We start from the raw sequence: 26,118 nt of genomic DNA, 5'->3' as shown, positions 1-26,118 counted from the left end.
TTCCCTCACGTTTCGTTAATCAGTGTTTATAGATACAGTGACCTTGAATAAATCTCCATCGACTTCAATTCGCATTGAGCCTCCATGTAAGTCGACAATTGACTGCGCAATTGCCAATCCAAGTCCGGATCCTTCCGTGTGACGGGAAGTATCGGCTCGTTTGAAGCGTTCAAACAATTCATCCACATTTTCACCAAGTTCATATTTAGTCACGTTTTTCACAACAAATTGTGCATAGCCATCTACTTGTTTTAATGTCACATATACGCGTGTGCCGGGCAACGTATATTTGAGGGCATTCACAATCAAATTATCCAGCACTCTCCACCATTTCTGTCCGTCAACAAAAGCGTGTAAAGGATTTTCTGGCGCAGTTACGCGGAAATCAAGGCCTGCCGCTTGAATGTCTTCTTCGTGTTCTGCAAGAGCTTGTTGCATCAGCTGGGCCAAATCTACTCGTTGCTTATGAAGCTCCATATTGCCACTAGCCATTTTGGAAACTTCGAACAAGTCCTCTATCAATGTTTTCAATCTCTGAGATTTACGATCTAAAATCGCGATGTACGATAGACGTTCTTCATCTGTTAAATCCACTTTTTTCAGTAAATCCGTATAGGTAATAATCGATGTCAAAGGTGTTCGCAAATCATGGCTGACGTTTGTGATCAGTTCGGTTTTCAACCTTTCACTTTTCGCTTGCTCTGATTGCGACATCCTCACTCCTTCACGAAGCATGTTCAAATGTTTGGCATGTTTGGCCAAAACTGATTTTCCACCAATGTGTACATCTGCAATTTGATGTCCTTTTGCCATTTGTTCTGTCGCTAATGCGAGTTTATTGTAGGCTCCGACTCGCTTCAACAATAAATACAACGAAGGCATCAAAACAAACACAAATAGTGGTACATATATAATCAGCAACTCTGGAACAACAAAGATACCCGCAAGACCTAATCCCGCCAAGAAGACCACCAACAGAATCAGTAGAATCTGAGTACCCAGTCGACGGTGAAGGAACACGTCCTGGATTGTCAAAACCCATTTTTTAAGGATGCTTTTTTCCCACATCGTTCTTATTCCAGTTTTCCTGCTATCTGTAATCAACCACACCGTCTGGATGAGTGCCAACGTCAGAAAGAAAACGAATAACAAAAACATCATGCCTGCATATACAGCAAATCTAAAATTGGAGTAATAATATTCGTAAAAGCTCAATTGATCCGAAACTATCGTTAAGAATGCAAGGGCTATAACCAATGGAATGAAGATTAACAATAAGCGAATCTCCAATTTGCGTCCCTGAACTACAGGATGTGTTGGGGAAGAAAGTACTTCGCCCTTCCTTTTGCTAAATAACCATATGGCTCCTCCAAGTGCGATCAGCCCCAACATCCAAAGAGAGTAAAAGTAGGCTTTGTTTTGATTGAAGTTGGTCAGACCCTGCATATGTTCAGAAGCTAGATTAGTCGTTTTTGGTATAGCGACTGTTCCGGAAAACTGGCTGTCCTGGTCTTCGATCATATTCATAATGTAATAGATCGATAAAGATTTCAATTCCCCATCTTCCACACTCATATAATTTTGATTCACATTTGAAAGACGAAGAAAACCGGTTTTTGAACTGTACTCTTTCTTAATTGTATCCGCGTCTTTGACATCACCAAAAGAGTAGTGTTCACCTGTTTCCAAATTGGTCAGTTCATAGGCCATTTGCTGTTGCAGTGCCTTCAAATGGGGAAGCGAGTTAGAGACTTTTCGATCATATTCTTCCAATGCCTGCTTTTTCGCTTCCATGATTTTATTTCGCACCACTTCATCATCGGCAAAGTTTTTGCGGATTTCTGCGATTTTCTCATCTCGCTCACTCACTAATTCCGACATCATTCCCTCTTCCGACAATGATGTCGCTTCCTCAATCAAACTTTCGTATTGATACCGAACGCTACGGATTTGATCCGTTTGGGAACCGTAATACGTACGGTATTCTTCAATTTCGTTTTCAGTCACTTTAAGGTTCTTGATTTCTTCTTTCACGTCAAACCTGTTTATTAACGTTGGATAGACTTCATTCATTTGGGATTCCACAATTATTTGAAAATGATCGGAGTCTTTAAAATCTTTCCACAAGTATTGTTGACTGTGTAAAGTAAATGTAATAATCGCCAATATTGTTAGGCTGACAAGTCCATAAAAAAGCCATGTTGTTCTTTTCATCACTTAGACGCCTCCTTTTAATATGCGGGACAATTGCACAAACATCCTACTCGAGGAAAAGTTGTCATCTATTAATTGGGCAACAAAGGAATAGCAATACATAAGACTGAGCATGGCTAATGCAAGTGCGACAATGGATAACCAGTGGGATACCTTACTTTTCGATCTTGTAGCCAATGCCCCACACCACCTTTACATATCGCGGATTTTTCGGATCCGTTTCAATTTTTTCCCGAATTTTTCTAATGTGTACAGCGACGATATTTTCAGCATTGTACGCGGGTTCGTTCCATACACGCTCATAAATTTCTCCGATAGAAAACACTCGTCCGGCATTGGTCATCAACAATTCGGTAATTTTGTATTCGATTGGAGTCAATTTGACGGTTTCCCCGTCGAGAGTCACTAATTTAGCTTCCATATCCAGTGCAAGTCCACCGATTGCCACAGTGGCATTCTGTTCCTTGAACGTACCGAGATGGACGTAACGACGCAACTGTGACTTCACACGAGCCATTAGTTCCATCGGATGGAATGGCTTCGTTACATAGTCGTCTGCCCCCACAGATAATCCGTGAATTTTATCTGAGTCTTCCGCTTTGGCACTCAGCATAATGATCGGAATGTTGCGCTCTGAGCGAATTTTGAATGTTGCTTGTATGCCGTCCATATTTGGCATCATAATATCAAGAATGATTAAATGAATCTCATTCGTTTCAAGCAGCGTCAATGCTTCAAGCCCATCTGCTGCTTTCAATACGCGGTACCCTTCATTTTTCAGGTAAATCTCAATTCCATCCCGAATATCCTGGTCATCATCCGTTACAAGAACCGTAAATTGTGTCATCCGTTGCACCTCATTTCTACTTCTTATGATACCAATTATATCTGCCAATTCTTAACAAACTATGAGGATAAAAATGAAGAATTTCTTAAGAAAACATCGTGGATTTTCTTTCGTTTGATTTTATTTGGCTTCATATGCTATTTAATCGGCATCAACTGAGATTTAATCCGCTTCAAATGCATATTAATCGGCATCAACAACCTTTCATTCCGCCCAGCCCATATATTTCCAATAGAAACACTAAAAAAGTGCCTCTGGTTAAAGAGACACTTTCATTTACCTAATATACTTTGCTCGTTTTCTTCCACTGAACGTAAGAACAATAATCCCTCCGAGCAATAGTAAAACGCCTACCCATGAAACGGGGCTTAATACTTCCCCTACGATAAAGACACTCAAAACTGCTGCCGTTAACGGTTCCCCTAAAGATAGCGTTACTGCTGATGACGAAGGAACTTTTTGGAGACCCAATAAATACAGTATGTACGCAACACTGGTTGTCATAAATCCTAAGTACAAAATCGTCCAAATATTCGATGGTTCCGACACCCATGAACTGTCGAAAATGAACAAGAAAGGCATCAACATCAAAGCGCTCAATGAAAATGTCATGGCAACTGCCGGTATGGCTTCCACTTTAGAAAGTAATGCTTTACTGACGATTGTATAAATGGCAAAAACAAATCCAGCAATCAAAGACAAAGTTACACCCAGTGGATTAACAGTAAGTGCGTCTTTGTTCAGAAACAAAAGACTGCATCCAATGACTGAAAGGGTTGTGGCCAATACCCAAGCGCGAGATGGCTTCATTTTAAGAAACAACCATTCTATCAAACCAGAAAAAATAGGTGCACTTCCAATTGCGACAACAGTCCCGATAGCAATACCTGTCACTCGTACGGAGGTAAAAAATAAAGGTTGGAACAATGCCATGCACAATGCACATATTAAAGTGATCAACCATGGCCAGGTTTTGAAATTAATTTTTTTCATCACAATCATTATTAGTAATAACGAAAATCCACCAATTGCTAAGCGTGACGCACCAATTGTCAAAGGCTGGGCACTTTGTGGCAAATAGGTTTGAGCAGTTCCAGTTGTGCCCCATAACACAGCAGCTAATAGCACAAGGAAGTAAGGGATCACTGTTTTCATATCGTCACCTCAAGTAGTTGTTGACTGTACTTTACCATATTTTATACATATTGAGATACAGCCTATCGTCAACTATACTGTAGAAAAAGGAGTGTTGCTCTATGTATTTAACAATAGAAGAAACAGCTGAATTTTTGAGCATGCCTGAACAGCAAGTACGCCGGTACGTATTGGAAGGAAGAATTAAATCTGTTCATGATGGCGAGCAGTATTTAATAAATAAAACACAATTTGATCGACACCTAGAACAAGTGGAAGACGTTAAACGGCAAATCGACGAATGGCGAAACACTCCCATTCCTGAAGATATTGATGTTAAAGATGAAGACTAACCTCGGCGAAAAATATGAAAATCTGTAAATCATAAAGAAAATCCAAGCATTCTGTTTTATAGAGTGCTTGGATTTTTATTTCATACCGAAGGATTCATGTAGGGTCTACCTCAGTCTAGAAAGCCTCAACTTTCAGGTGCCGAATCAGAGAGATGTTGATAAACAAAAATCAGTCCTAAAGGATTGTTCCAGGACTGATTCATTCGAAAGGTATATATTCCAAATATTTAAGTGACGGGCCGACTCCTTTTTGTTTAATATCCGAAGTAAATGACCGGAGATAGGTTCCGTCCGTTATCGTCTTATATGTAGCATCTGCTGTTACTTCCACACGCCATTTTGTATCGGACAGCAGCACTTCGAAGTCATCTGCATTCGCTTCGTTGGCCGTGATGGTTGATTGAACTGCACTAAGCAATTTCCCGCGAAGCCCAGAATCTCTAAACGTCTCTTTCATTTCTATTTCAAATTGAGGATGTTTTCTTAATTTTTCAGGAAGTACTTCATTGTATGCTTTGATGTACGCTTGCTGTAAATCTACATCTTGAGAGACCAATTCATCCACTTTTTTATCAATTTGAACTTGAATGGATTCCCCATCTTCCAATTTTTGAGCGGTGGATTTGGTCAGGTCACTGTCAAAATTCTCGATCCCTTTTTGGGTAACTTCCAAAAAAACGATGGTTCCCGCGAATGCTGCTTGTTGTGTGGCAGTTGAAGCTTGTTGTTTGACTACATATACTTTCGCAATATTGATGACAATGACAAAAATGACAGCGGAAATACCTAAGAGCCAGATAATATAAAAGGCAGAGTTTCCTCTTTCATTGCTTAAATACTTCATGGGACAAACACCTTGCCAGCTGCTTTCGAGTTCAATGAGACCGCGGTCTCTTTCTTCCATTCAGCCGGAATAAAGACAAGAGGGTGCTGGGCGCTGATTGTTAAAGTGAAAGCACCATTTCCTTGTGGATTAATGGATACATTGGGACTGGCCAAAAGTGCACTACCGCCAATGGATTGCATAACAGCACTTTGAGCTTCTACCGCATCTCCGGTCAAAGCGTAAACCGACGCTCCATCATTTGCGGCAGACTTCAAACTCATGACTGCATAACCGGAAGCTACCACTTGCCAAAGCAATAAGAAAAAAATGAAATAGAAAGGGAGAATTCCTAGAAATTCGATACTCAATGCACCTTTTTCATTTTTTAATGTTCGTAAGCCCATCATGGGATCACCTCTATCTTCAAATATTGCACAATTCATTTTTTATGAGGTCAACATTACTATGTCTTCATCAATTCAATGATTATGTTGTGGTGCTTTCAATTCTTCGGCACGCTCTGGTGTTACAAGCATTGACGGAGCTACCATCAATAGGAAGAGTCCCAAGAAAAACATGATAATGGCCACTTCATTGACCGGTGCGGCATCTGACGCTAGCATATAACCCCATATGCTACTTCCCGCTACAAAAACGATGGCAAAAAAGGAGAAAACCAATAATTTGAACCCTTTTTTCCGAGGATTTAAAAGCCCTCCAGCAATTGCGTCATACTTTGATACTAAGAAAACAGTGTACAAAATCAATCCACCTAAAAGAATCCAAAAATACATGGAAGGATAGATCAATCTTAATATTGGAGATGTCGCGTAAAATGCCAAACCGAGCATCATCACAAAAGAGTGAAGTGAGAAATACCTTTTGCTATCATTCTTCTGTTTCGTCCAAATCATGTAATTCACAAATGTTAATAGTATTGCTACGAGTGAATTGATAACTACCCACTGAAGGTATGTTTCCTCAGGTATAAAACTGGCCGGTAAACCCAACATAAGAAAGAGAGTAAACGTAAGGAAAATACGATTTTCAACAAACGGAACTGCAAGTTTTTCAAGCTTTTTTTGTTTACTCATGACGTACTTCCCCTTTGTATAAGACATTGACCGAAATATGGCTATTCAAATTTACTATGTCTTCATCAATTCAATGATTATTTATTACGTACTAACTTTCCCTTTTGTACTATTCGTTCAATTCGACCTTTCGGCGACTTCCCTTGCATTCTAATGCTCATAACGGCTGCAAGTGTTCCAAGCCAACAACCGATGATATATAGGACATATGAAAAATAATTCATGATTGGTTCCTGTCCATAACTTTCTGTCATAATTCGCGTTACCATGAAGTTTCCTCCACCTGAAATTAGAGCAAGTACAAGGAAAACTAGATAGTAGACAATCGTCCATTTTGATTTTTGTTCACCAGCCGTCGGTAAAACAATCTTGTAGAACGTCTCGACTTTGACAAAAAAGATTATATGGAGCACGAGCCAAATCACGATCAAGAGCAATTGAATGCCAATTTCGCCATCAAATATTTTAATCAAAGGCATAATATAGAAAAATGCGAAAGCAGTAAACATTGCATATCCTGCAAATTTAGGAAAATCCATTTTCCCCTTAGATGAGGACATTGCTTTAACGATGAAGAGTAACAATGCATACCCCAAGTAAATGATGGCTGTTAATATCATATACTCGGAACTATAAATGGGAATCCCCAGTGAGATCAGTGCAGATATCAATGGAAGCAGTAAAAAAACAAAAATGGATGGCTTCGGCATATTACTCATTCCTCTCGTCTAACTAATTGCGTTTTGTTAAGCACAAATTGGATATACCAGATATGTAAGAGTAGGACAAAAAATCGATTAAAAACCCGTTCACCCATATTTTCTTCAACAGCCTCAACGATTCTAAAAGTTGAATAATAGAGAATACCAAACCCCCAAAAGGTAACAATCCAACTGATACTGTCCATTAAATTTTGACCCAATTCATTTAGAAAGACGCCACCAATCACATAGTACGCCAAGAAAAAGATATACAGTCCTAGCATTATGTATAGAGTTGAAAAATTTAGTTTGCTGGTCAAATATTGTAAAGGATTCTTTCTGGAAATGAACCAGTATGGCACATAAGCACCCAACGTAATATTGGATAGCAGGAACAGTATTCCTGGATTAGACTGCTTGAATTTGTATTCGCTCATGCTCTATATCCCTCCACTTCTATAGACACAGGATATTTACCAGCTAAATAAAAGATAATATAAGGAAATAGGAAAAGATACATAACCATTCTCAACAAACCGAAAACCAAAGGTGTCATATCAATCCATACCGTTAACTTCAATAAAGCCCACCATAAGATATAAATAACACAAACCCACAATAAAATATCGAATAACATTTCTACAAACCTATTTTTATAGAGCTCGAAGGATTTTTTTATCCATTCACTTAAATTAAAATGAGCACGGTATTGAAGAGGCAGGAAAAATATAAGAGGTAACATGATGATTCCGGGAACTACATACAGAGCAAGTCCCAAATAAATTAAGCCAAAAGTGACAAGAGAAACAATAAATACAGGACCAACAGTAACTAAGAATTCCTTTATGACTTCCTTTATTGCCAAAGGTTCGCCTTCTTCTGAGCGTTCATAAATTAAAATGAAAGGTTTCACTATTACTGCAAACATCAATATATTTGTAAAAATAATCAATAGGTTTTCAATACCACCCAACTCCAATTGCATTAGATAAAAAGTATATCCAAACAATACAATGAAGACAGGCAATCCAATGAGAATATTGAACAATAATATAATCAGTAGTTGCTGATTATAATGATACGCCGCCTCTTTCATAACCCACTACCTCCTTTTTGGATAGTAATCGATCCCCAATAAAAACAGTAATCAGAACAATTAATAATGCTGGTAAATAGCTACTGAAAATCGTGATAGGATCAAAAAGTACGGGTACATTCAGAATGAAATGATAAAACAGCTGATTAAGTGTAACTAAACAAAAACTAGCCATATAACCAATATAATAAGGAAAATCACTCTTAAGACTTAAGATTCCTACTAGGGAATAGACGATGATACTTAAGACGATAGAGTGAATAATAAAATTAGGAATGACTGGCACAAGTAAAAATCCAAGTCCCACCATCACAATAAGGGCAATCCCTATAATCCGCAATATATTCATGTCTCTCTCCTATCTATGAATAGTAAAGGCTGGGCACTAAGTGCCCCAGCCAAACTTCGCGAAAACTTTTCTCCCAAAATTCCCAGCTGCTTCCATCGTATTTTTAATTCCTTTTTCAATACCTTTGGAAATACTCTTCCCGGCTGGTGTTGACATGAATATAGCTACTCCAATTCCTACAGCAGCCCCGACCAACGTACCAACACCAGGGACTACACTTCCAACAGCTGCAGCAGTACCTGCCGCTGCCAACCATCCAACGCCTGCGCTAAGTGCAGTAGTTCCTGCACCAATGACAACATCTGTACTAATACCTGCTGCAAGATCCAATCCGGTTCTGGATGGGTCAGCTGCATTTTCAGCAAGGCGGTACCCTACACTCAACACGACATTGGCAATCCCATTTGCCTTGGCTAAATTGGGACCTTTAGGACTAAGGTTGAAAAATGAAGGATTAAACTTCCCTTTATCAATCGGAATCCAATTTTTCTTAAAATATGAACCCGTTTTTTTAGCTATTGTCTTTGCTGAAATATTTTCATCAATAAATCCTTGTAACCTAGTTTGTTTAAAGTCGGAATTCGTACGAGGGTAATAAGTTGGATCATACGTTACTTTTTTGGTCCCGTCTGGATTCAAGGTAACTACTTTACTGGATTTACTCTTTACAACAGCCTTCGAGTTTTCGAAGGAATTCAAATAATTCGAGTAGCGTTTATTGAGCCAATTTGACATTTTACCACTGCCATCTACCGCTCGGCTATTTCCTTCGATTAACCAACGGTTGGATTTGGCATGGCCATTCTTCAAATCCGTAATTTTAAAACCTGCATAAATGGACAGTGATCCATCCAGAAATTTACCTATTTCACCAGGTATAGTAATAAGAGCTTTTTTTGCATTTTTAGCAAATTCAAAACCACTTTTTACGTTGTCCCCAATTCCAGACTCACTTCCGGAAGTTCCACCTGATTCACCTTGACCACCGCTAGGCGATGTTCCGCCCTGCCCGGTTCCACCAGTGCCACCTTGGCCTCCGCCGGGCGATGTTCCGCCCTGCCCGGTTCCACCAGTGCCACCCTGGCCTCCGCCAGGCAATGTTCCGCCCGGTCCGGTCCCACCAGTGCCACCTTGGCCTCCGCCGGGCAATGTTCCGCCCGGTCCGGTTCCACCAGCGCCACCTTGGCCTCCGCCAGGCAATGTTCCACCCGGTCCAGTTCCACCAGTGCTACCTTGGCCTCCGCCAGGCAATGTTCCACCCGGTCCGGTTCCACCAGTGCCACCTTGGCCACCGCCTGTAGATGAACCATCTGGGCCAGTCCCTCCACCTTTCGCATCGCCACCTGAAGGACCTTGTCCTCCATTAGGTCCTTGTCCCCCAGTAATCGGAGTTCCCGTTTGCAGCCAGCCATTATATGGATTCGGTATGAAATTTGGCGTAATGAAGGAACCATTCGAACTTGGTTGACCCGAGATAATTGGTTGTCCAGATACGGACGAGTTACCACCTTGAACCGCTTGTCCAGGCGCAATTGCCTCACCGGGTCCATTAACTTCACCAGGCGCAATGAACTGTCCACCTGTAATTGGGCTTCCGCCTGTTATAGGAGAACCTGGAGTTATTGGTGTTCCTGGCGAAATGAACGAAGCCAACATAATCGACGGCCCGGCAGTCCAAAACAAAATGAATGCAATCATGCTTATAGCAAAAAACTTTTTACAGATACTTTTATTCATTCATGCGCCTCCTGTTTATGGAGTATTTGATAGATATGTTTCCTCTAATGCCTTGATAGCCTCAGAATAATTCATCTCGTTCATCGCTTTTAACTCATCCCGTAATTTGTCATATTCCTCTTCAATCCAAATATGGTAATTGTTATTTTTCTCTTTCAAATAATCGTGGCTTTCCTGCGACATCTTATCTTCATCCTGGAACAAGTAAGTAAGTGTAAAGCCTACCAGTTGACGTTCATCGACATATTTACCGAATTCCTTTGAATGGTAAACGAATATATCCAATGAGTTATTTGTTCTTTCATAACCCAGATTGCCTTCAGTTGACGTCTTCCATTGTTTCCACTTTTCAGCGACCTTTGAAGCTTGATCAAGTTCCTCTTGAAGCCCTTCGGCATTTTGGACATCCTGATATGTTCCTTGAGTTGCGTCGGCAATTGACTTTAATTGCTTTTGCCCTTCATGATCAACATTAAATCCTATTACATTGACGATTGGGGTGATATTCGAATCATATAATTTTTTCGCAGCTTCTATTGGGTCATCGTCACATGTAGAAACTCCATCACTCACTAAGTAAACAATATTGGTATTCTTATCACCTGTATAAGAAGCCAAATCCTTTTGGGCTTCATTCAAAGCAAGCTGAATGGGTGTCCATCCTGCAGGTTTAGCTTTTGCCAATGCCTGATCGAACCCAGCCTGATTATATTTCCCAATTGGATAAATAAGTTCACTACTATTACATGAAAGCTCTTTGTCTGCTTTGTTTCCTGTACCTTCTTGACCGTAGATGCGCAATCCAACATTCGCATTTTCAGGGAGTCCACTCACAAAATTGGTGATAGCAGATTTTGCAGCATCCATTTGCGTCTGTCCCCCTGCCTCTTTACCCATACTTCCTGAAGCATCAAGAATGACCATTACATTCAAATTTTCTTTGAACTGCATACGAGAATCTTCCACGTCAGGACTTCCCAGTGATTGAAACTTCAATTCCTCAATGATATCTTCAGGACCTTTGAAATCCTCCTGAAATACAGCAAGAATTTCACTATAATAATTGTCCAGTTCTTCCTGACTTGGTTCATTTGAAATATCAGGCAAATCCTTTGTTAATTCATCAAGCTTTTTCCGATCCTCTTCATTTAAAGATGAGAGAAAGGGGCCAGTATATCCTACTGGCAAATTTGCTAATTCATCTAAAGTTGTAGGAAGAGGCTTTACTTCCACCTCTTCTTTTTTCTTTTGACTATCGGTTGTTTCTGATGGCTTTTCTGCACCTACTGATTTATCGCTTGTTATTTTTTCACCTGGTACTATTCCTTTACCAGCTTCTTTTTCATCTGTACATGCTGAAAGGAATAGACCAAGACAACATAAAATTAATAAATTTTTATAACGCATGAGTTTCCTCCAAATCAATTAGTTTCCGACCATAGTGCTGATTTTATTAATAATTTTTCCAATTAGACCAGATATGGCGCCTTGTTGTTCTCCTACAGCAGTTGAAATAATCCCTAATACTAAAATTAATAATGCTGCCAGCCCCAACCATTCAAGTGATTGTGCACCTTTTTCGTTTTTCACCGGTTCTACGATATTCATCCATGCGTTCATTAATAAGTTTTTCATTTTGTTTTCTCTCCTTTGAGTGTGTTTTTTTATTGGAATAAATCAAAAATACCTTTGTTTTGGTTGAACATATTTATCATCATCAAGCCGCCGATCAATACGAGTGCAGATGGCAATATGAGAAACGTCGTAACGAGTGTTACTTTTGGTGAAGCCTTCGCCGCCTTCTCTTTAATCATCTCTTTCTTCAACTTTCGCATTTCTTCGGCTTGTTGTTTGAAAGTATCTGCAATTGGTACACCCAATCGCTCGCCTTGAATCAAGGACTTGATCAATATTTGAAACTCTTTTGAATCATTTCGAGCAAGCAATGTTCTGTAAGCTTCTGCCCGTGGTACACCAACGCTGATTTCCTGAATAAATCGTCCGAATTCCTCTTTCACGGGTCCTTCAAAATACGGAACAATGTCACGAATTGCTTGATCCATCGCGACCCCAGCCTGCAAAGTAACGCTCATTGTATCCAGAAAATCCGGTAACTGATACGAAATTTCCTCCTGTCGATTTTTTGCTTTGGAGCGAATCCACATAATCGCACTCATATAGCCAAAAATCGGTAATAGGATAATCATAAATTGCGAAAAGGGCAGTAGTAGAATGAGAGATATTCCCCCAGCAAAGAATCCAACAATCATTAAAAAGATTTTCAATCCTTGAAAGCGTTCAACTGTCAGTTCATAAGGATATCCAGCCTGTATCAACCACTTTTTAACTTCCTCATTTTCACTGAAGAAATTAATGCGTTGGCCCAAATCTGCGAAATCATCAGCAAATTTGAACATCTTGGCAACCAGTTTCTCTTTACGTGTGATTTTCCGATGGAAGGTATCGTAAATAAAAAGTGATTCTTCTACTTCTTCTTTCAATGCTTTTCGTTCGCGCCAGTACACATATAATGAGCGAAGGGAAATTCCAATAAAAATTATTGACAATAGTACAGATAAAGCAATAATTCCATCCATTTCATCACACCCTTATATTGGTGATTTTACGAACAATCACGAATGTTAGAATTGTACCGGTCAAGAAGAAAGCAAATAGGATGAGTCCCAGTCCGGTAAATAAGGGATCCAAAAAACCATCGATAATGTTGTTCATCATCAGTACTAGGAATATCGGAATGACCGGAACTATGTAGGAAATATAACGTTGTTCTGCAGTCATCGTTTTGATTTCCTGTTTCAATAACTTACGTTCATCCAGTGTCTGACTCATTTCATCCAGCACAGCGTACAAATTCCCGCCGGCTTTCTTCTGGATAAGCATAGTAGCTGTGAACAATTGAAATTCTTTATCATCAACTCGTTTTTCCATGCTGCGTATCGCTGCACCGAAATCTATTCCAAGAGATAATTCATGCGCCAATCTTTTAAACTCTGATTTTGCCGGTTCTGCTATTTCTTGCGCTACAAGTTGAATTCCTTGATTTAGCGTCATACCCGATCGTGTAGCATTAGCTAGGATACGGCAAATTTCTGGAAGCTGTTCGACCAACAATTGCTTCTTCTTATTTTTACGCACCATGAACAATACGCGGCGCCCTCCCTCTACGAGTAACAGGGCAACGAACAAACTAGCAAGCATGTTCAGATTGAAAAAGTTTTGCAGACCAATAATCAATGCCATATATGAAACTATTAACGCTCCCAAAAATTCTGATGGCGTGAAGCCAATATTTGCATCTATCAGCTTTTGTTCTAGCGCTTTTGCCGACTCAGTTTGATCGTACTTAGCTCCAATGACAACCAACACACTTTTACGACGTTCTCCATCTCGATAAAACTGTTGGACTTCTTTACGCCACTCTCGTTTTTCTTTTCGATAGCCAAGATAGAAATAAAAACCTATGATGAGCACGAGAATGGTCAGCATCGCCAGTAAGGCTTCGGTCATACGACTACACCTCGTTTCACTGGCTCGAATAACGATTCATCCATGTCAATTCCAAAGACACGGATTCGATTTATACACTGGGGGATTTCACCAGTCGGAGTAAAATGTCCTTCGACCTCTCCATCCTTCGTTAAACTGGTCCTTTGAAACTTAAAGATTTCAACAATCCGATGTTTGCCATCATTTTTTTGCACTTCAGAAATCGAAACGATTTTCCGAGTTCCATCTGTCAGTCGTGTTGCCTGAATAATGATGTCTAAAGCTCCGACAATGTATTCTCGAATAATAGTAGAAGGTAAATCCATTCCTGCCATGATGACCATCGCTTCCACTCGGCGCAATGCATCGTCCGCAGTATTGGCATGGACAGTTGTGATTGACCCTTCGTGCCCGGTGTTCATCGCTTGGAGCATATCAAATGCTTCGCCACTTCGAACTTCCCCAACAATGATGCGGTCTGGCCTCATACGTAGCGCATTTCGTACCAAGTTTCGGATGCTGACTTCGCCTTTTCCTTCAACGTTCGCTGGTCTGGCTTCCATTCCAACAACGTTAGGTCGGTCGAGTCGAAGCTCTGCCGAATCTTCTATCGTAATGACCCGTTCTCCGTGAGGAATAGATGTTGCGATTACATTCAACAAGGTTGTTTTACCAGATCCTGTACCGCCACTGATAAGTGTGTTCATTTTGGCTCTGACAATCCCGTCTAGAAACGTTGCCATATCTTTGCTCATGGAATTAAACTGCAGTAAATCCTCCACTTTAAATGGTTCTGCTCGGAATTTCCGGATGGAAACCAGTGTGCCTGATAAACTGATTGGTGAAATAACTGCATTTACACGGCTGCCGTCTGGCAATCTGGCATCTACCATTGGTGAGCTTTCGTCGATTCGTCTGCCGAGTGGTGCAACAATTCGGTCCACAATGTGCCGAACGTGCTCATCATTCCTGAAGGCAATTTGTACTTCCTGAAGCTTTCCTTTTCTTTCTACATAAACTTCCTGATATCCATTGATCAGAATCTCCGTAATATCGGAATCATTTATGAGAGGTTCGAGCGGTCCAAAACCTACTGATTCGTCTAGAATTCTAGTAATTAACAGTTCTTTATCATGCCTTGAAATAATCACTTTCTCTTCGGACATGAAAGTAGAAACATATTGTTCGATGCGTAAACGCATTTCTCCTGAGGACAACTGCGTTAAAGCTTCTAAGTTTGTGTCGCGCAATAAACGTGCCTTATAATGTCCGACTAATTCATCGACGAGGTGGTTTTCATATTCGTAAGAGGTTGGCTTTTTCTGCACAAGCTTCTCTTTTCTCTTTTCAAACAGTGAGCTCATCCCTCTTCACCTCCTATTGCTTTAATACATCTCGTGCAAACTTTCGAATATCTTTGGCAAATGGGATTAATTTACGCTCTTTCTGCACTTTTCTGACGGGCATGCCTTTATTGATATAGGGTTGTAACCCTTTAATGTCCCTGCGAATGGAAGCAGCAACCGGAAAACGTAGTACATTTTTCAAATCACTTTGCTGGACTTCGTTTTCTTTAGCCAGTTCATTCAGCACAATTTCCATGCGATTTGCCAATGAAATGCCGAGCCTTGTGCTCAGTGTCTCGAACTGCTTCAACGTTTTGAGTGCTGAAGTTTCAGGAGCTAGTATGTAAAATACTTTGTCCGACTCTTCTAATGCTGTAACAACCTGTGTATTCATATGACTTGGCAAATCAATTAACACGTAATCAAATGAACGTCGGCATGTACGAATCAATTTGGCAATAAACTCTTCATCAATTGATTCTGCAATTTCCGCGTCACAAGGGCTAATGAGAATTTCCAGCTTGGAATCTTCCTGCGTTTCCGATACATTCCGGATATGACTTTCATTTAATTCCTCAACTACTGGCATTAAGTCGGCTAGCGAACGGTTAGATTCAATAGAAAAGACGTTTTCGATTCCACCGTACTGAGTGTTCAAATCGATCAAAATCACTTCCGCCGTTGACTCAAGCTTTAAAGTTTGAGCAACTGAAGAAGCAATCAATGTACGGCCACTTCCACCTTTTCCACTATAGAAAGAAAAGATCTTCCCCCGATTCCTCCCATAGGTTACAGCGGCTTCTTCCATCGAATTCTTCTTAATTTCATAGTTTTTTACGATTGTCGGGAATCGGCTGGCAAATAAACTGGCTTCATCAGGGAATACGAAGAACTCATCCGCTCCTGAACGAATGATTGAACGGAGCAATGAAAAGTCAGATTCATTGGCCACAAACAATAGCAGACATGCCGGGTTAACCATTCGAATCGATTGAACCAATTCCACAGAAGCCTCTGTTTCAAATTGAGAAACAATCACAATATCTCGCGTTTCCCGATTCATTTCACGAATGGCTTCTGGATAATTAACCGTAGTTACGCTTTTTGAAAAACTTTCAGCGATTATTTTTAGTTGCGCCGTGCTTTGCTCCCCTTCACTAACAATCAAAATATTTATATTTGATTCCATCTTGTCAGCCTCTCTTCTTTACCTTACTGTCCGCTGCCTGAAGTCGTTCCTGCTGCTTTCGGTGTTTCTTTTTTTGTATTATCCTTTGGTTGTGTAGGTGCAGGCTTCGTTGCTGGTGGAGTTGCTGGTTTAGCTTCCGACTTTGGCTGTGCGGCTGCATCCTCCTGCGCTGCTTGTTCTTCAGTTTCTTCTAGAGGCAGGCTATTTTGACCAACATTAGCTTTTAATATTCGAATATGATCAGCATAATTTTGCATATGTATTAGTTTAGGTGCTTGTTCAGCTGTCACTTCGACTGAAATCCCTCTCATGCCATCTTTATTACCTAACGCCCATCTTACTACCACATCTTTCATGAACATGGTCGTTTTGCGGTCGCCATTATTATCAGTCGATACAACAATATCCACTCGATCTAGAGTTTCGATTACTTGGTCAAATTGAATTTTTTCTGAGCTATTTAAGCTGACCAACCGATTATTTTCATTTTGAAGTGTTGTAGCTGGTTTGATCATGCTTTTGGTGATGATATCCCCTTCCTTGAGAGGCAGGACGGAAACTTGGTACTGCAGTTCTTCGAACGATGTGATATGAGAATCTTTAACTACAAACTTATTTGGAATTTCCATAACGGTTACTTGGTCTTCCTGAATTACTTCTCGAGAAAGAATCTCTCCATTTGCCACATAAATTTTTGTCATTGCTCCTAATTCGGAATTTAAGTCTTTAACTTTCTGAAGGACCATATACCCAGTGGCGGCCGCTAAAATAAAGGCCAAAATAAAGAATACAGCCGCACGCCTTTTTGCCTCTAACATTCATTAATCCCTCTTTTCAAAATGGTTTCTTTTTTACTTATTTAGGTATAATCCTTCATTGAATACCTCAAAGGTCATATATTATTTACCACTTCCTGACCTCTAATGTCAAAGTTGGATAATATTCCCATCTTATTTTCATAGTTCCCTTGCACCATGTAAATTAACCCATTTCACGATATTTATTTTTACCTAATCACCAAAACGTTGATATAATGCGATTCGTTAAATTTGATATAATTTTAAATCACAACTTTTTTACCTTCAATAAACCTTTTTTTTACAATTAAAGGGTATAATGAATCTTTATTTTTTCCATGTAATCCCAATAACCTCGGATTCAAGATACTTAAAATCAAGTGTTTTTAATGTATTCCTTCTATATAATAAGTGCGTTATTTTCCCCAATAGAAAAACCGCTTCATTTCTCCATTTGGAGAGAATGTAGCGGTTCGATTTTCTTATATGGTGACTAAAATTTGAGTCTGTTTGCCGATAATTTCTGCATAATCTTTCACCATGGCACTTGCAGTCGGGAATTTACCTGCTCCCGGGCCCACTAAAGTTAAAGTTCCCATGTAATCCGTTTCAAGCGCAATTGCGTTATTTACTCCCTCAATTGCATACAAAGGATGCTCTGGACCTACCAATCTTGGACCAACACTTGCATGTAAGGATCCATCTACCTTTTCGACAATTTCTGCCACATGTCTGAATCGCAAACCTTCCCTTGCAGCCGCCAGTACTTGTTCAAGAGTGATATCTGCTATTCCTTCAATCGATACATCATCCCACTTTGGTTGTTTACCGAATGCTAAATTACTCAATATCATAAGCTTTCGAAATGCGTCTTGACCTGAAATGTCATTGAAAGGATCTGCCTCTGCATACCCCAGTAGCTTTGCTTCCTCCAAAGCATCCTGAAACCAGCTTTCTTGTACCCTCATTTGAGTTAAGATGTAATTCGAGGTTCCATTTAATATCCCTTGAATTCTTTGAACCTGATTTACTAGAAGAATATTTTTCAAAGTTGAAATTATGGGAACACCGCCAGCTGTAGTTGCTTCATATCCCACATGGACACCTTGCCTATTTGCCAGTTCTTGTAATTCCAAGCCACGCTTTGAGAACATGACTTTATTAGCCGTAATGACATGACAACCTTTTTGGATGGCCTTACATAAATAATCGTAAGCAGGATCTTCCCCCACAATGGCTTCAAAAACAATTTGAAGCTCTGGGATAGCTTCAATTTCATCAAAGTTGTCAGTGAACAATACGCCTGGAGCTGCCAAGCGGCTTTTTGTCTTATCTCTTATCAGAATTGCTTTGATGTCTATATCTAATCCAAGTGATTCTTTTAATTGATCCTTTTTCTCATTAAGTATTTGGTAAATACCTTGACCAACTGTGCCAAAACCTAAGATTGCTGCTTGAATCGTCGCCATGACTTTACCCCCAAGTGAACAGATAATATATCTCCCCATGTCTCAAATTCAGTCAGAAAGCCATCATGACCGAATCGTGTGTTGACCATGCAGAAATGATGATCAGGAACGAGATGCGCAAAAGAGCAAATGTCCTCAGGTGGATATAGTAAATCATATGTGAATGCTATGGTAATCACTTTTGCTTCAAATTGCTTTGCCGCAATTTCTATACCGCCTCTACCCCTTCCGATATCATGGGTATTCATTGCTCTTAACAAGGTAAGGTAGCTATTCGCATCAAAACGGTTAGCCAGTTTTACCCCTTGATATTTCATATAGGATTCGATTTCGAACAATCCATTGCTTCTGGTCTTTCTGGCAAAACGGTTCTTATGTAATTGTTCACTACGATAAGTGACCAGCCCCGCCATTCGAGCCGTTTCAAACCCCTTGATATCCGAGGAACAGGTATAGTTTCCATTGAGATAATTCGCATCCGTCTCAATTGCATGGATTCCAATGTAGTTAAAAGCAATACCTGTGTCACTTAGATAAGGGGTAACTGCTAAAGGAATAAGAATATCCATATCTTTTGGATAAAGTAATCCCCACTCCAGAACACGCATGCCACCAAGTGACCCACCAACTACCGCATGAAGCCGATTAATATCCAAAGCTAGTAATGCCTTTTTTTCCGCATGCACCATATCGCGAATTGTAATTGTCGGAAAGGATGATCGATATGGATTGCCTGTAGAGGGATTGATGGTCAACGGCCCCGTCGTACCCGAGCATCCTCCAAGGACATTCAGTGTAATAACTCGAAAAGAGTCGGTATCAATATTCTTTCCCGGTCCAATTAACCCGCTCCACCAGCCTGGTGTTTCCTTTGATCCAATGGCATATTGATTGCCAGTTAACGCATGACAAACCAAAACAACTGGTGCTTCTGGAGGACCAAGAGTTTCATATGAAAGTTCAACATGCTCAAGACATTCCCCAGACTCTAGTTGAAAATTCCCGATTGTCACACTTCCTGTTGCCATTAAATTCACCTCCACATTAAACCGTTACGACGGTGGCATGTTCTATTGCTTTCCCCAAATCGGCTACCAGGTCTTTCACAGATTCCAATCCTACTGATAGACGAATCAACTCTTCTGTTACACCCGATTGCTTCAACTCTTCACTGCTTAACTGTTGATGGGTTGTTGAAGCAGGATGGATAATGAGCGATTTTGCATCCCCTACATTAGCCACATGCGACCAGATTTGGACATGGTCGATAAGTTTTCGTCCTGCTTCTCGACCTCCTTTAATGCCAAAATTCACAATCGAGCCGTATCCATTCTTTAAGTACTTGTTTGCCAATTGATGAGATGGATGAGATTCGAAACCATTGAAACTTACCCATTCTACTGCCGGATGATTTGCTAAGTATTGTGCGACTTCAATTGCATTTTCATTATGTTTCGGTACGCGGAGATGCAATGTTTCAAGACCTTGCAAAAAAGCGAATGCATTATCCGGGCTTAGGCATGGACCGAAGTCACGCAGTAGCTGGACCCGCAGTTTAATCGCGAAAGCCACTTGTGGGACATCAATCCCGTAACGAAGGCCATGGTAGCTCGTATCCGGTTCCGTAAAGCCAGGAAACTTCTCGCTGTTCCAATCAAACTTACCTGCATCCACAACGACACCGCCAATTGACGTACCGTGTCCCCCAATCCATTTCGTAGCTGAATGAACGACTACATCCGCACCGAATTCAATAGGGTTGCTTCCGTATGGCGTTGCAAACGTATTATCGATAATCAACGGGATTCCGTTCTCGTGTGCAATGTCAGCTACAGCTTCTACGTCCAATACATGAAGGCTTGGGTTTCCTATGATTTCCCCGAAAATGGCTTTCGTTTTATCGGTAATGGCCCCGCGGAAATTCTCAGGATCGGTGGAATCAACAAACTTCACCGTGATTCCATACCGTGGAAGTGTATTAGCAAATAGATTGTAGGTCCCACCATACAAATTGCCAGCAGCGACGATTTCATCACCGGCTCCTGCTACATTCAGAATGGAGAAGGCTATCGCAGCCATGCCGCTCGATAGGGCTACCGCTGCTGTGCCACCTTCCAATAACGCGATTCGCTGTTCAAATACGTCCACAGTCGGGTTGCCGATGCGTGAATAAATGTGACCAGTTTCCTGCAAGGCGAATAAGTTTTGGGCATGTTCCGTATCTCTGAAAACAAAAGAAGTTGTTTTGTGGATTGGCACTGCACGGGAACCCGTGATTGGGTCCGGCTGCTGACCTCCGTGTAAAAGTAGAGTTTCCGGTTGAAGATTTGTCATTGTTTTCCCTCCTGGATTGTGTTTTAGATGGAAGCGTGGAGGCGAAAGAGGAGTTTTATGAACAGAAAAAAGCCCCGTCTTCGCTTAAGAAGAGGGGCTCACAAGTGCGTGTTCCTCCTCTTATCTTTCAGATCTCCACTAAAGAAATCTGTAGGAATTAGCACCTTTGCAAGTTAATCACTTGCCGGTTGCCGGGCATCGCAGGGCCTAGTCCCTCCGCCACTCTGGATAAGAGTATTTGATTCAGTTTTCCATCTTGAGAATCAGTATATGTTTAATATCCATAAATAGTCAAGAATTATTTATATAATTTTTTGAAACTTCTGCCAACACTTAAACGTTTAAAGAGTTAGTGAAAAAAAGGGGTTGGGAATATGAATCTTGCATTATGGGTGCTAATCACCTTACTATCAGGTTATTTAATTGGCTGTCTCCACGGTTCAAATGTGGCGCAACGGCTTTCTGGGGTGAATGTAAAGGAACAGGGAGTAAAGAATGCGGGGGCATCCAATGCCACTATTGTATTAGGCTGGAAATACGGGGCACTCGTCGCATTTATTGATATTGGTAAAGGAATACTTGCTATCGTCCTTTTGCGTCTTATATTCGAATCAACTGATCTTTCCTTGGAGTATCAATGGGTCCTATTATTTCTTGTGGGGGCATCTGTCGTAATAGGTCACAATTATCCATTTCAGATGCATTTTGATGGTGGTAAAGGAACGGCATCTGTTATTGGAGTGATGTTAGTACTGGATTGGAGAATCGGATTGGTTGGACTTATCTTGCTGATTGTCGTTTCATTGGTGACAGATTACTTATTAATCGGTGTACTGTTCTTATATATTACATATATCATTTTAGCCTTTTTGATTACAGAAAGTACTATGCCAATTGTCATAACCACCGCACTCTTCTTACTCGCATTATGGAAGCATCGCGAGAATATACACCGTTTGAGATCCGGGATGGAACCACGAGTTTCTTCGGTTATCAAAAAGAAAAAAGTGACTCACTCCAATTAATTGGGGAATCTATTTTTTATTCCGAATTTACTAAAAAGTCGTTAAAATTTCATTCGGCCAGAACAATCATTATTCCGTGAACCGAATGAAAGTGCTAAACTGAGGTAAGGGGTAAAGACTACTGGCCCGCATCATGTCGGTCAATATCTGCCCAACTCCGAACCAACTTTTCTAAGGGAGATGAAACCATGCAAGAAACATTAATCGAACGCCTTGTACGTTATGCCAAAATTGATACACAATCAGATGCTGAAAGCACCACTTGTCCATCCACACCAGGTCAATGGGACTTATTGCACGAACTAGAAAAAGAATTGTCTTCAATCGGAATGGAAGACATTTCACTTGATGACAATGGTTATTTATTTGCCACTTTGCCTGCAAATTCAGAACGTGAATTGCCAACAATCGGCTTTTTAGCTCACGTCGACACAGCAACTGATTATACAGGTAAAAATGTAAACCCTCAGCGTATCGATTGCTATGAAGGTGGCGACATCCGATTAAACGAAGAAACCGTTATGTCTCCTGACGATTTCCCGGAGCTTAATAATTATATCGGGCACACTTTAATAACAACTGATGGCACGACTTTACTAGGTGCCGACAACAAAGCAGGAATTGCTGAAATTATGACAGCTATGGAGTTTCTAATTAATAATCCAGACATTAAACACGGCAAACTTCGTGTTGCCTTTACTCCAGATGAAGAAATTGGGCGTGGGCCACATAAATTTGATGTTGAAAAATTTGATGCCAAGTATGCTTATACAATGGATGGCGGACCTCTTGGAGAACTTCAATTTGAAAGTTTCAATGCAGCTGGTGCTAAAGTTATCACACGTGGGACAAGCGTTCATCCAGGTTCAGCTAAAAACAAAATGGTCAACGCTCTGACCATCGCCATGAAGTTCCAATCTTATATGCCTGCAGATGAAGTGCCTGAGAAGACTGAAGGATATGAAGGATTCATCCACTTGATGAATTTCAACGGGCATGTAGAAGAAGCCAAATTGTCTTATATCATACGTGACTTCGACCGTGAAAAATTCGAAGCGAAGAAAGTATTATTTGAAGAAGCTGCTTCAAAAATCAAAGCAGAATACGGATCAAATGCAATTTCGTATGAACTGCATGATCAATATTTCAACATGGGTGAAAAAATTGAGCCTGTAAAAGAAATTGTCGACATTGCACATGAAGCGATGACGAATCTATCAATTAATCCATTAGTCATCCCAATTCGTGGAGGTACTGACGGTTCACAATTATCATATATGGGGATGCCAACACCTAATATCTTTACAGGTGGCGAAAACTATCATGGAAAGTATGAATACATTTCAGTCGATAACATGGAAAAAGCAACCAAAGTCATGATTGAAATGATTCAACTGTTTGAAAGACAAGCTTAATATTGCCATAAAAAAACAAGCATTGACTGTCCTCCTGACAGACTGTGCTTGTTTTTTTATGGAATTTCCCATGACATTGAATTTCCCAATAAACGTCACCTAATTTTGCACCTTCCGGCATATATTTTATGGGAATCGCAGAAAACATCATAAGTAGGTCATGATTACTTATCCTGCACCGACAACTTCACAATTTTGTAAAGACTTTTCCAGTAAATGATGAAAATCATTCTCATTAATTCTTTGTTTTATGGTATGATGTTTTAAGTGAGAACACCTATCAGTTAGATGGAGGTTACAATGATGCATACTGCTGTTAAAGCTGAATCCCTTTCAATTGGATATACTGATCATTTACTATTTGAAAATTTGAATTTACATATACCCCGTGGGGAAATATCCGTTTTTGTTGGCAGCAACGGCTGCGGAAAGTCAACATTGCTTCGTTCCATTGCACGTTTATTGAAACCGACAACCGGTTCTGTCCTATTGGAAGGAAAAGATGTTCACCGCATGTCTTCCAAAGAAGTGGCAAAAAAAATGGGCATACTGCCTCAATCACCCGTTTCACCAGAAGGTCTGACGGTTCATGATTTGGTGAAGCAAGGTCGTTATCCCCACCAGTCATGGTTGAAGCGCTGGACTGAAGAAGATACAGAAAAAGTGGAAGCCGCAATGGAAGCAACGCGAATTAGCGATCTTCGTGACCGCGCCGTTGATACATTATCCGGTGGCCAACGCCAACGTGCTTGGATTGCAATGACACTCGCTCAAGATACCGACCTCATCTTGCTTGATGAACCTACGACTTATTTGGACATGACGCACCAAATTGAAATTTTGGATTTGCTGTTTGAATTAAATGAGAAAAAAGATCGTACCATTGTGATGGTATTACATGATTTGAACTTAGCATCCCGATACGCCCACAATATCATTGCCATTAAAAATGGCGATGTCCATGCTCAAGGTAAACCGGAAGATATCATTACTTGTGATTTAGTTAGATCAGTATTTGGTATGGAATGCCAAGTTTCAAAAGATCCAATGTTCGGCACACCTCATTGCATCCCTTATGGTCGGGGACGCTGTGTAGTACCAGAATTACGAGTTTCTACAGGTGCGTAAGTATGAAGGATAGTCTTAAACAACTTTCTGTGTTTGTCGATGATGACCGTCAGCCCGTTATGACACTCGGTGAGGCTCATACTGCAGATGGCATAAACAGAATGCTTCAAACTGTTCGAGACATAACTGATGCACCAACGGATGCCGTTGCTGCATCTGTTTTTTTTCGCCGAATCGGTTTCTTGTTAGCAGCTCAATTCAATACGATTACGGTACACAAGCAAGTTTTTGCCGGACCTTTAAACCACATTGGTATTATTCAGGACGACTATACAATTAAGTTCACAGTACCAAGTGAAGGCTATATCAAAGTGCAAGATGAAGAACAAGCTTTACGATTCGTTCTGGACACCTATGGTCATCCTCTAGTTGAATTCTTTAGTCAACAGGCGAAGATCCCTAAGTTGATTTTATGGGAAAATATATGGGGGTACGTCATATGGGTTTACAGTCAACTTATTCAGGATGGTGTTACGGACGCCTCAACTAATCTGGAATTTTTGTTGCTAGAAAGCACCTGGAAACCGCAAATGAGGCGTTCACCTTTTAAGCAATTTTTGCAAAATCAATCAGTCCTTGATGCAATGAAAGACTATAAACGAGTTACATGTTGTTTATTAAAAGAAATGCCTAATACCAATAGATGCTCCTATTGCCCACACGCTGACTAAGCGTGTTTTTTTAATTACTTCATCTTTCCGAATAAATTTATTGTTCTACCCCCTTAAGATATTAATATATTTCGAAAAATGTATTAGCGTCTATGAGATGCAAATTTATTAAGAGGTGAAGAAAATGAAAAATTGGAAAAAAGCAAGCGCTGCTATATTAGCTGCAGGACTTATTACAACTTCTGCTGGACAAGTTTGGGCCAACGAAACTGAAAAAGTAGATTCTAGTTTAGAAGTTTCTCAAGACACTACTGTTACAGCTGAAGATTTAGAAATCGCTTCATTAGTTCCAACAGGTTATACTGCCAACAATATTTTTGCACTATCTAAAAACATTGAGAAAATTAGTAATCCAACTGCAAAAGCTGCATTGCAAAAAAACATTGATAAAGCATTAGCTAAATGGGCTGAGAAAAATGCTGAAACACCTGAAGTTCCTGAAGTAGAACTTCCTGAAACTCCAGAAGCTCCAGAAGCGGAACTTCCTGAAACTCCAAAAGTTGAAGTTCCTGCAACTGACGCTCCTGTAGTTGAAGCTCCTGAAACTGAAGTTCCTGTAGTTGATGAAGAGAAGGAATTAAATGAAAAAGCTACTGCTGCTCTAGCTAAAGCTGAAGAGAAAAAGGCTGCCGCTCTAGCTAAAGCTGAAGAGAAAAAAGCTGCTGCTCTAGCTAAAGCTGAAGAGAAAAAAGCTGCTGCTCTAGCTAAAGCTGAAGAGAAAAAAGCTGCTGCTCTAGCTAAAGCCGAAGAGAAAAAAGCTGCTGCTCTAGCTAAAGCCGAAGAGAAAAAAGCTGCTGCTCTAGCTAAAGCCGAAGAGAAAAAAGCTGCTGCATCAGAAAAAGCTGCAAAAGCAAAAAATGGTAAAGAATAATACTTATTAGAATAA

The 26,118-nt window shown here is 40.4% G+C and carries 27 protein-coding genes and 1 riboswitch; of the genes, 6 read left to right on the top strand and 21 right to left on the bottom strand.

Annotation, left to right across the window (positions count from 1 at the left end; genetic code table 11):
• Positions 1–15: 15 nt before the first annotated feature.
• From AC1DSK_RS00780 to AC1DSK_RS00770, 3 genes are all read right to left on the bottom strand, one after another.
• On the bottom strand, positions 16–2,214 hold the full coding sequence (locus AC1DSK_RS00780) for a histidine kinase dimerization/phospho-acceptor domain-containing protein (protein WP_477546171.1): 2,199 nt from the start codon (positions 2,212–2,214) through the stop codon (positions 16–18).
• Positions 2,215–2,368: 154 nt separating this feature from the next.
• Entirely contained in the window at positions 2,369–3,061 is a 693-nt protein-coding gene (locus tag AC1DSK_RS00775) for a response regulator transcription factor (RefSeq protein WP_477546170.1), read from the bottom strand.
• A gap of 276 nt (positions 3,062–3,337) precedes the next feature.
• The gene (locus AC1DSK_RS00770) at positions 3,338–4,216 is read right to left on the bottom strand and encodes an EamA family transporter (protein ID WP_477546169.1); all 879 of its coding nucleotides are present in this window, start codon (positions 4,214–4,216) and stop codon (positions 3,338–3,340) included.
• Positions 4,217–4,317: 101 nt separating this feature from the next.
• On the opposite strand from AC1DSK_RS00770, the gene AC1DSK_RS00765 reads away from it, so the two are divergent.
• Positions 4,318–4,548, top strand: coding sequence for a helix-turn-helix domain-containing protein (locus AC1DSK_RS00765; RefSeq protein WP_477530779.1), 231 nt, complete (start codon positions 4,318–4,320; stop codon positions 4,546–4,548).
• A 199-nt stretch (positions 4,549–4,747) separates the two neighbouring features.
• Here AC1DSK_RS00765 and AC1DSK_RS00760 read toward each other — a convergent pair whose 3' ends face one another.
• The 18 genes from AC1DSK_RS00760 to AC1DSK_RS00675 form a co-directional block, all read right to left on the bottom strand.
• A complete protein-coding gene (locus AC1DSK_RS00760) occupies positions 4,748–5,392 on the bottom strand; it encodes a hypothetical protein (RefSeq protein WP_477546168.1) in 645 nt (214 codons plus the stop codon).
• Positions 5,389–5,781: a pilus assembly protein gene (locus AC1DSK_RS00755; RefSeq protein WP_477598001.1), complete on the bottom strand. Its 393-nt coding sequence runs from the start codon at positions 5,779–5,781 to the stop codon at positions 5,389–5,391. Before AC1DSK_RS00755 ends, AC1DSK_RS00760 begins: the two co-directional genes overlap by 4 nt.
• Before the next feature lie 72 nt (positions 5,782–5,853).
• The gene (locus AC1DSK_RS00750; protein ID WP_477546166.1) at positions 5,854–6,468 is read right to left on the bottom strand and encodes a hypothetical protein; all 615 of its coding nucleotides are present in this window, start codon (positions 6,466–6,468) and stop codon (positions 5,854–5,856) included.
• Positions 6,469–6,545: 77 nt separating this feature from the next.
• Positions 6,546–7,178, bottom strand: a complete 633-nt coding sequence (locus AC1DSK_RS00745) for a hypothetical protein (RefSeq protein WP_477597999.1) — start codon at positions 7,176–7,178, stop codon at positions 6,546–6,548.
• 5 nt (positions 7,179–7,183) lie between these two features.
• Positions 7,184–7,606, bottom strand: coding sequence for a hypothetical protein (locus AC1DSK_RS00740; protein WP_477546164.1), 423 nt, complete (start codon positions 7,604–7,606; stop codon positions 7,184–7,186).
• A complete protein-coding gene (locus tag AC1DSK_RS00735; RefSeq protein ID WP_477546163.1) occupies positions 7,603–8,265 on the bottom strand; it encodes a hypothetical protein in 663 nt (220 codons plus the stop codon). The genes AC1DSK_RS00740 and AC1DSK_RS00735 overlap by 4 nt, the downstream gene beginning before the upstream one ends.
• Entirely contained in the window at positions 8,240–8,614 is a 375-nt protein-coding gene (locus AC1DSK_RS00730) for a hypothetical protein (protein ID WP_477546162.1), read from the bottom strand. The genes AC1DSK_RS00735 and AC1DSK_RS00730 overlap by 26 nt, the downstream gene beginning before the upstream one ends.
• 36 nt (positions 8,615–8,650) lie before the next feature.
• Complete coding sequence (locus AC1DSK_RS00725; protein WP_477546161.1) at positions 8,651–10,351, bottom strand: hypothetical protein; 1,701 nt, start codon at positions 10,349–10,351, stop codon at positions 8,651–8,653.
• A gap of 15 nt (positions 10,352–10,366) precedes the next feature.
• A complete protein-coding gene (locus AC1DSK_RS00720; protein ID WP_477546160.1) occupies positions 10,367–11,758 on the bottom strand; it encodes a vWA domain-containing protein in 1,392 nt (463 codons plus the stop codon).
• Between the two features lie 18 nt (positions 11,759–11,776).
• Positions 11,777–11,986, bottom strand: a complete 210-nt coding sequence (locus AC1DSK_RS00715) for a hypothetical protein (protein WP_477530770.1) — start codon at positions 11,984–11,986, stop codon at positions 11,777–11,779.
• A 29-nt stretch (positions 11,987–12,015) separates the two neighbouring features.
• Positions 12,016–12,948 (bottom strand): type II secretion system F family protein, encoded by a 933-nt coding sequence (locus AC1DSK_RS00710; RefSeq protein ID WP_477546159.1) that lies wholly within the window; start codon positions 12,946–12,948, stop codon positions 12,016–12,018.
• A gap of 4 nt (positions 12,949–12,952) precedes the next feature.
• On the bottom strand, positions 12,953–13,879 hold the full coding sequence (locus AC1DSK_RS00705) for a type II secretion system F family protein (protein WP_477546158.1): 927 nt from the start codon (positions 13,877–13,879) through the stop codon (positions 12,953–12,955).
• Positions 13,876–15,222 (bottom strand): CpaF family protein, encoded by a 1,347-nt coding sequence (locus AC1DSK_RS00700; RefSeq protein WP_477546157.1) that lies wholly within the window; start codon positions 15,220–15,222, stop codon positions 13,876–13,878. Before AC1DSK_RS00700 ends, AC1DSK_RS00705 begins: the two co-directional genes overlap by 4 nt.
• 13 nt (positions 15,223–15,235) lie before the next feature.
• Positions 15,236–16,393, bottom strand: a complete 1,158-nt coding sequence (locus AC1DSK_RS00695; protein ID WP_477546156.1) for a CpaE/TadZ family protein — start codon at positions 16,391–16,393, stop codon at positions 15,236–15,238.
• A gap of 23 nt (positions 16,394–16,416) precedes the next feature.
• Positions 16,417–17,211, bottom strand: coding sequence for a CpaB family protein (locus tag AC1DSK_RS00690; RefSeq protein WP_477546155.1), 795 nt, complete (start codon positions 17,209–17,211; stop codon positions 16,417–16,419).
• Between the two features lie 461 nt (positions 17,212–17,672).
• Positions 17,673–18,659: a homoserine dehydrogenase gene (locus AC1DSK_RS00685; protein WP_477546154.1), complete on the bottom strand. Its 987-nt coding sequence runs from the start codon at positions 18,657–18,659 to the stop codon at positions 17,673–17,675.
• Positions 18,632–19,687, bottom strand: coding sequence for a homoserine O-acetyltransferase MetX (gene metX / locus AC1DSK_RS00680; protein WP_477546153.1), 1,056 nt, complete (start codon positions 19,685–19,687; stop codon positions 18,632–18,634). Before metX ends, AC1DSK_RS00685 begins: the two co-directional genes overlap by 28 nt.
• A 16-nt stretch (positions 19,688–19,703) precedes the next feature.
• Positions 19,704–20,993: an O-acetylhomoserine aminocarboxypropyltransferase/cysteine synthase family protein gene (locus tag AC1DSK_RS00675; RefSeq protein WP_477546152.1), complete on the bottom strand. Its 1,290-nt coding sequence runs from the start codon at positions 20,991–20,993 to the stop codon at positions 19,704–19,706.
• Between the two features lie 117 nt (positions 20,994–21,110).
• Positions 21,111–21,228, bottom strand: a riboswitch (SAM riboswitch).
• A 139-nt stretch (positions 21,229–21,367) separates the two neighbouring features.
• Here AC1DSK_RS00675 and AC1DSK_RS00670 point away from each other — a divergent pair.
• The 5 genes from AC1DSK_RS00670 (at position 21,368) to AC1DSK_RS00650 (ending at position 26,103) form a co-directional block, all read left to right on the top strand.
• Positions 21,368–22,018, top strand: coding sequence for a glycerol-3-phosphate acyltransferase (locus tag AC1DSK_RS00670; protein ID WP_477546151.1), 651 nt, complete (start codon positions 21,368–21,370; stop codon positions 22,016–22,018).
• 188 nt (positions 22,019–22,206) lie between these two features.
• Complete coding sequence (pepT, locus tag AC1DSK_RS00665) at positions 22,207–23,433, top strand: peptidase T (RefSeq protein WP_477546150.1); 1,227 nt, start codon at positions 22,207–22,209, stop codon at positions 23,431–23,433.
• 303 nt (positions 23,434–23,736) lie between these two features.
• Positions 23,737–24,561 carry an ABC transporter ATP-binding protein gene (locus AC1DSK_RS00660; RefSeq protein ID WP_016428438.1) on the top strand — a complete coding sequence of 275 codons (825 nt, stop codon included), beginning with the start codon at positions 23,737–23,739 and terminating at the stop codon, positions 24,559–24,561.
• Between the two features lie 2 nt (positions 24,562–24,563).
• Positions 24,564–25,232 (top strand): IucA/IucC family C-terminal-domain containing protein, encoded by a 669-nt coding sequence (locus AC1DSK_RS00655; RefSeq protein WP_477546149.1) that lies wholly within the window; start codon positions 24,564–24,566, stop codon positions 25,230–25,232.
• Between the two features lie 124 nt (positions 25,233–25,356).
• Positions 25,357–26,103: a hypothetical protein gene (locus AC1DSK_RS00650; RefSeq protein WP_477546148.1), complete on the top strand. Its 747-nt coding sequence runs from the start codon at positions 25,357–25,359 to the stop codon at positions 26,101–26,103.
• Positions 26,104–26,118: the final 15 nt, after the last annotated feature.

The sequence above is a fragment of the Paenisporosarcina sp. P4_B8 genome (genome assembly GCF_056402175.1).
The sequence above is the reverse complement of the archived record's forward strand: the minus strand, read 5'-3'. Positions and strand labels throughout refer to the sequence as shown.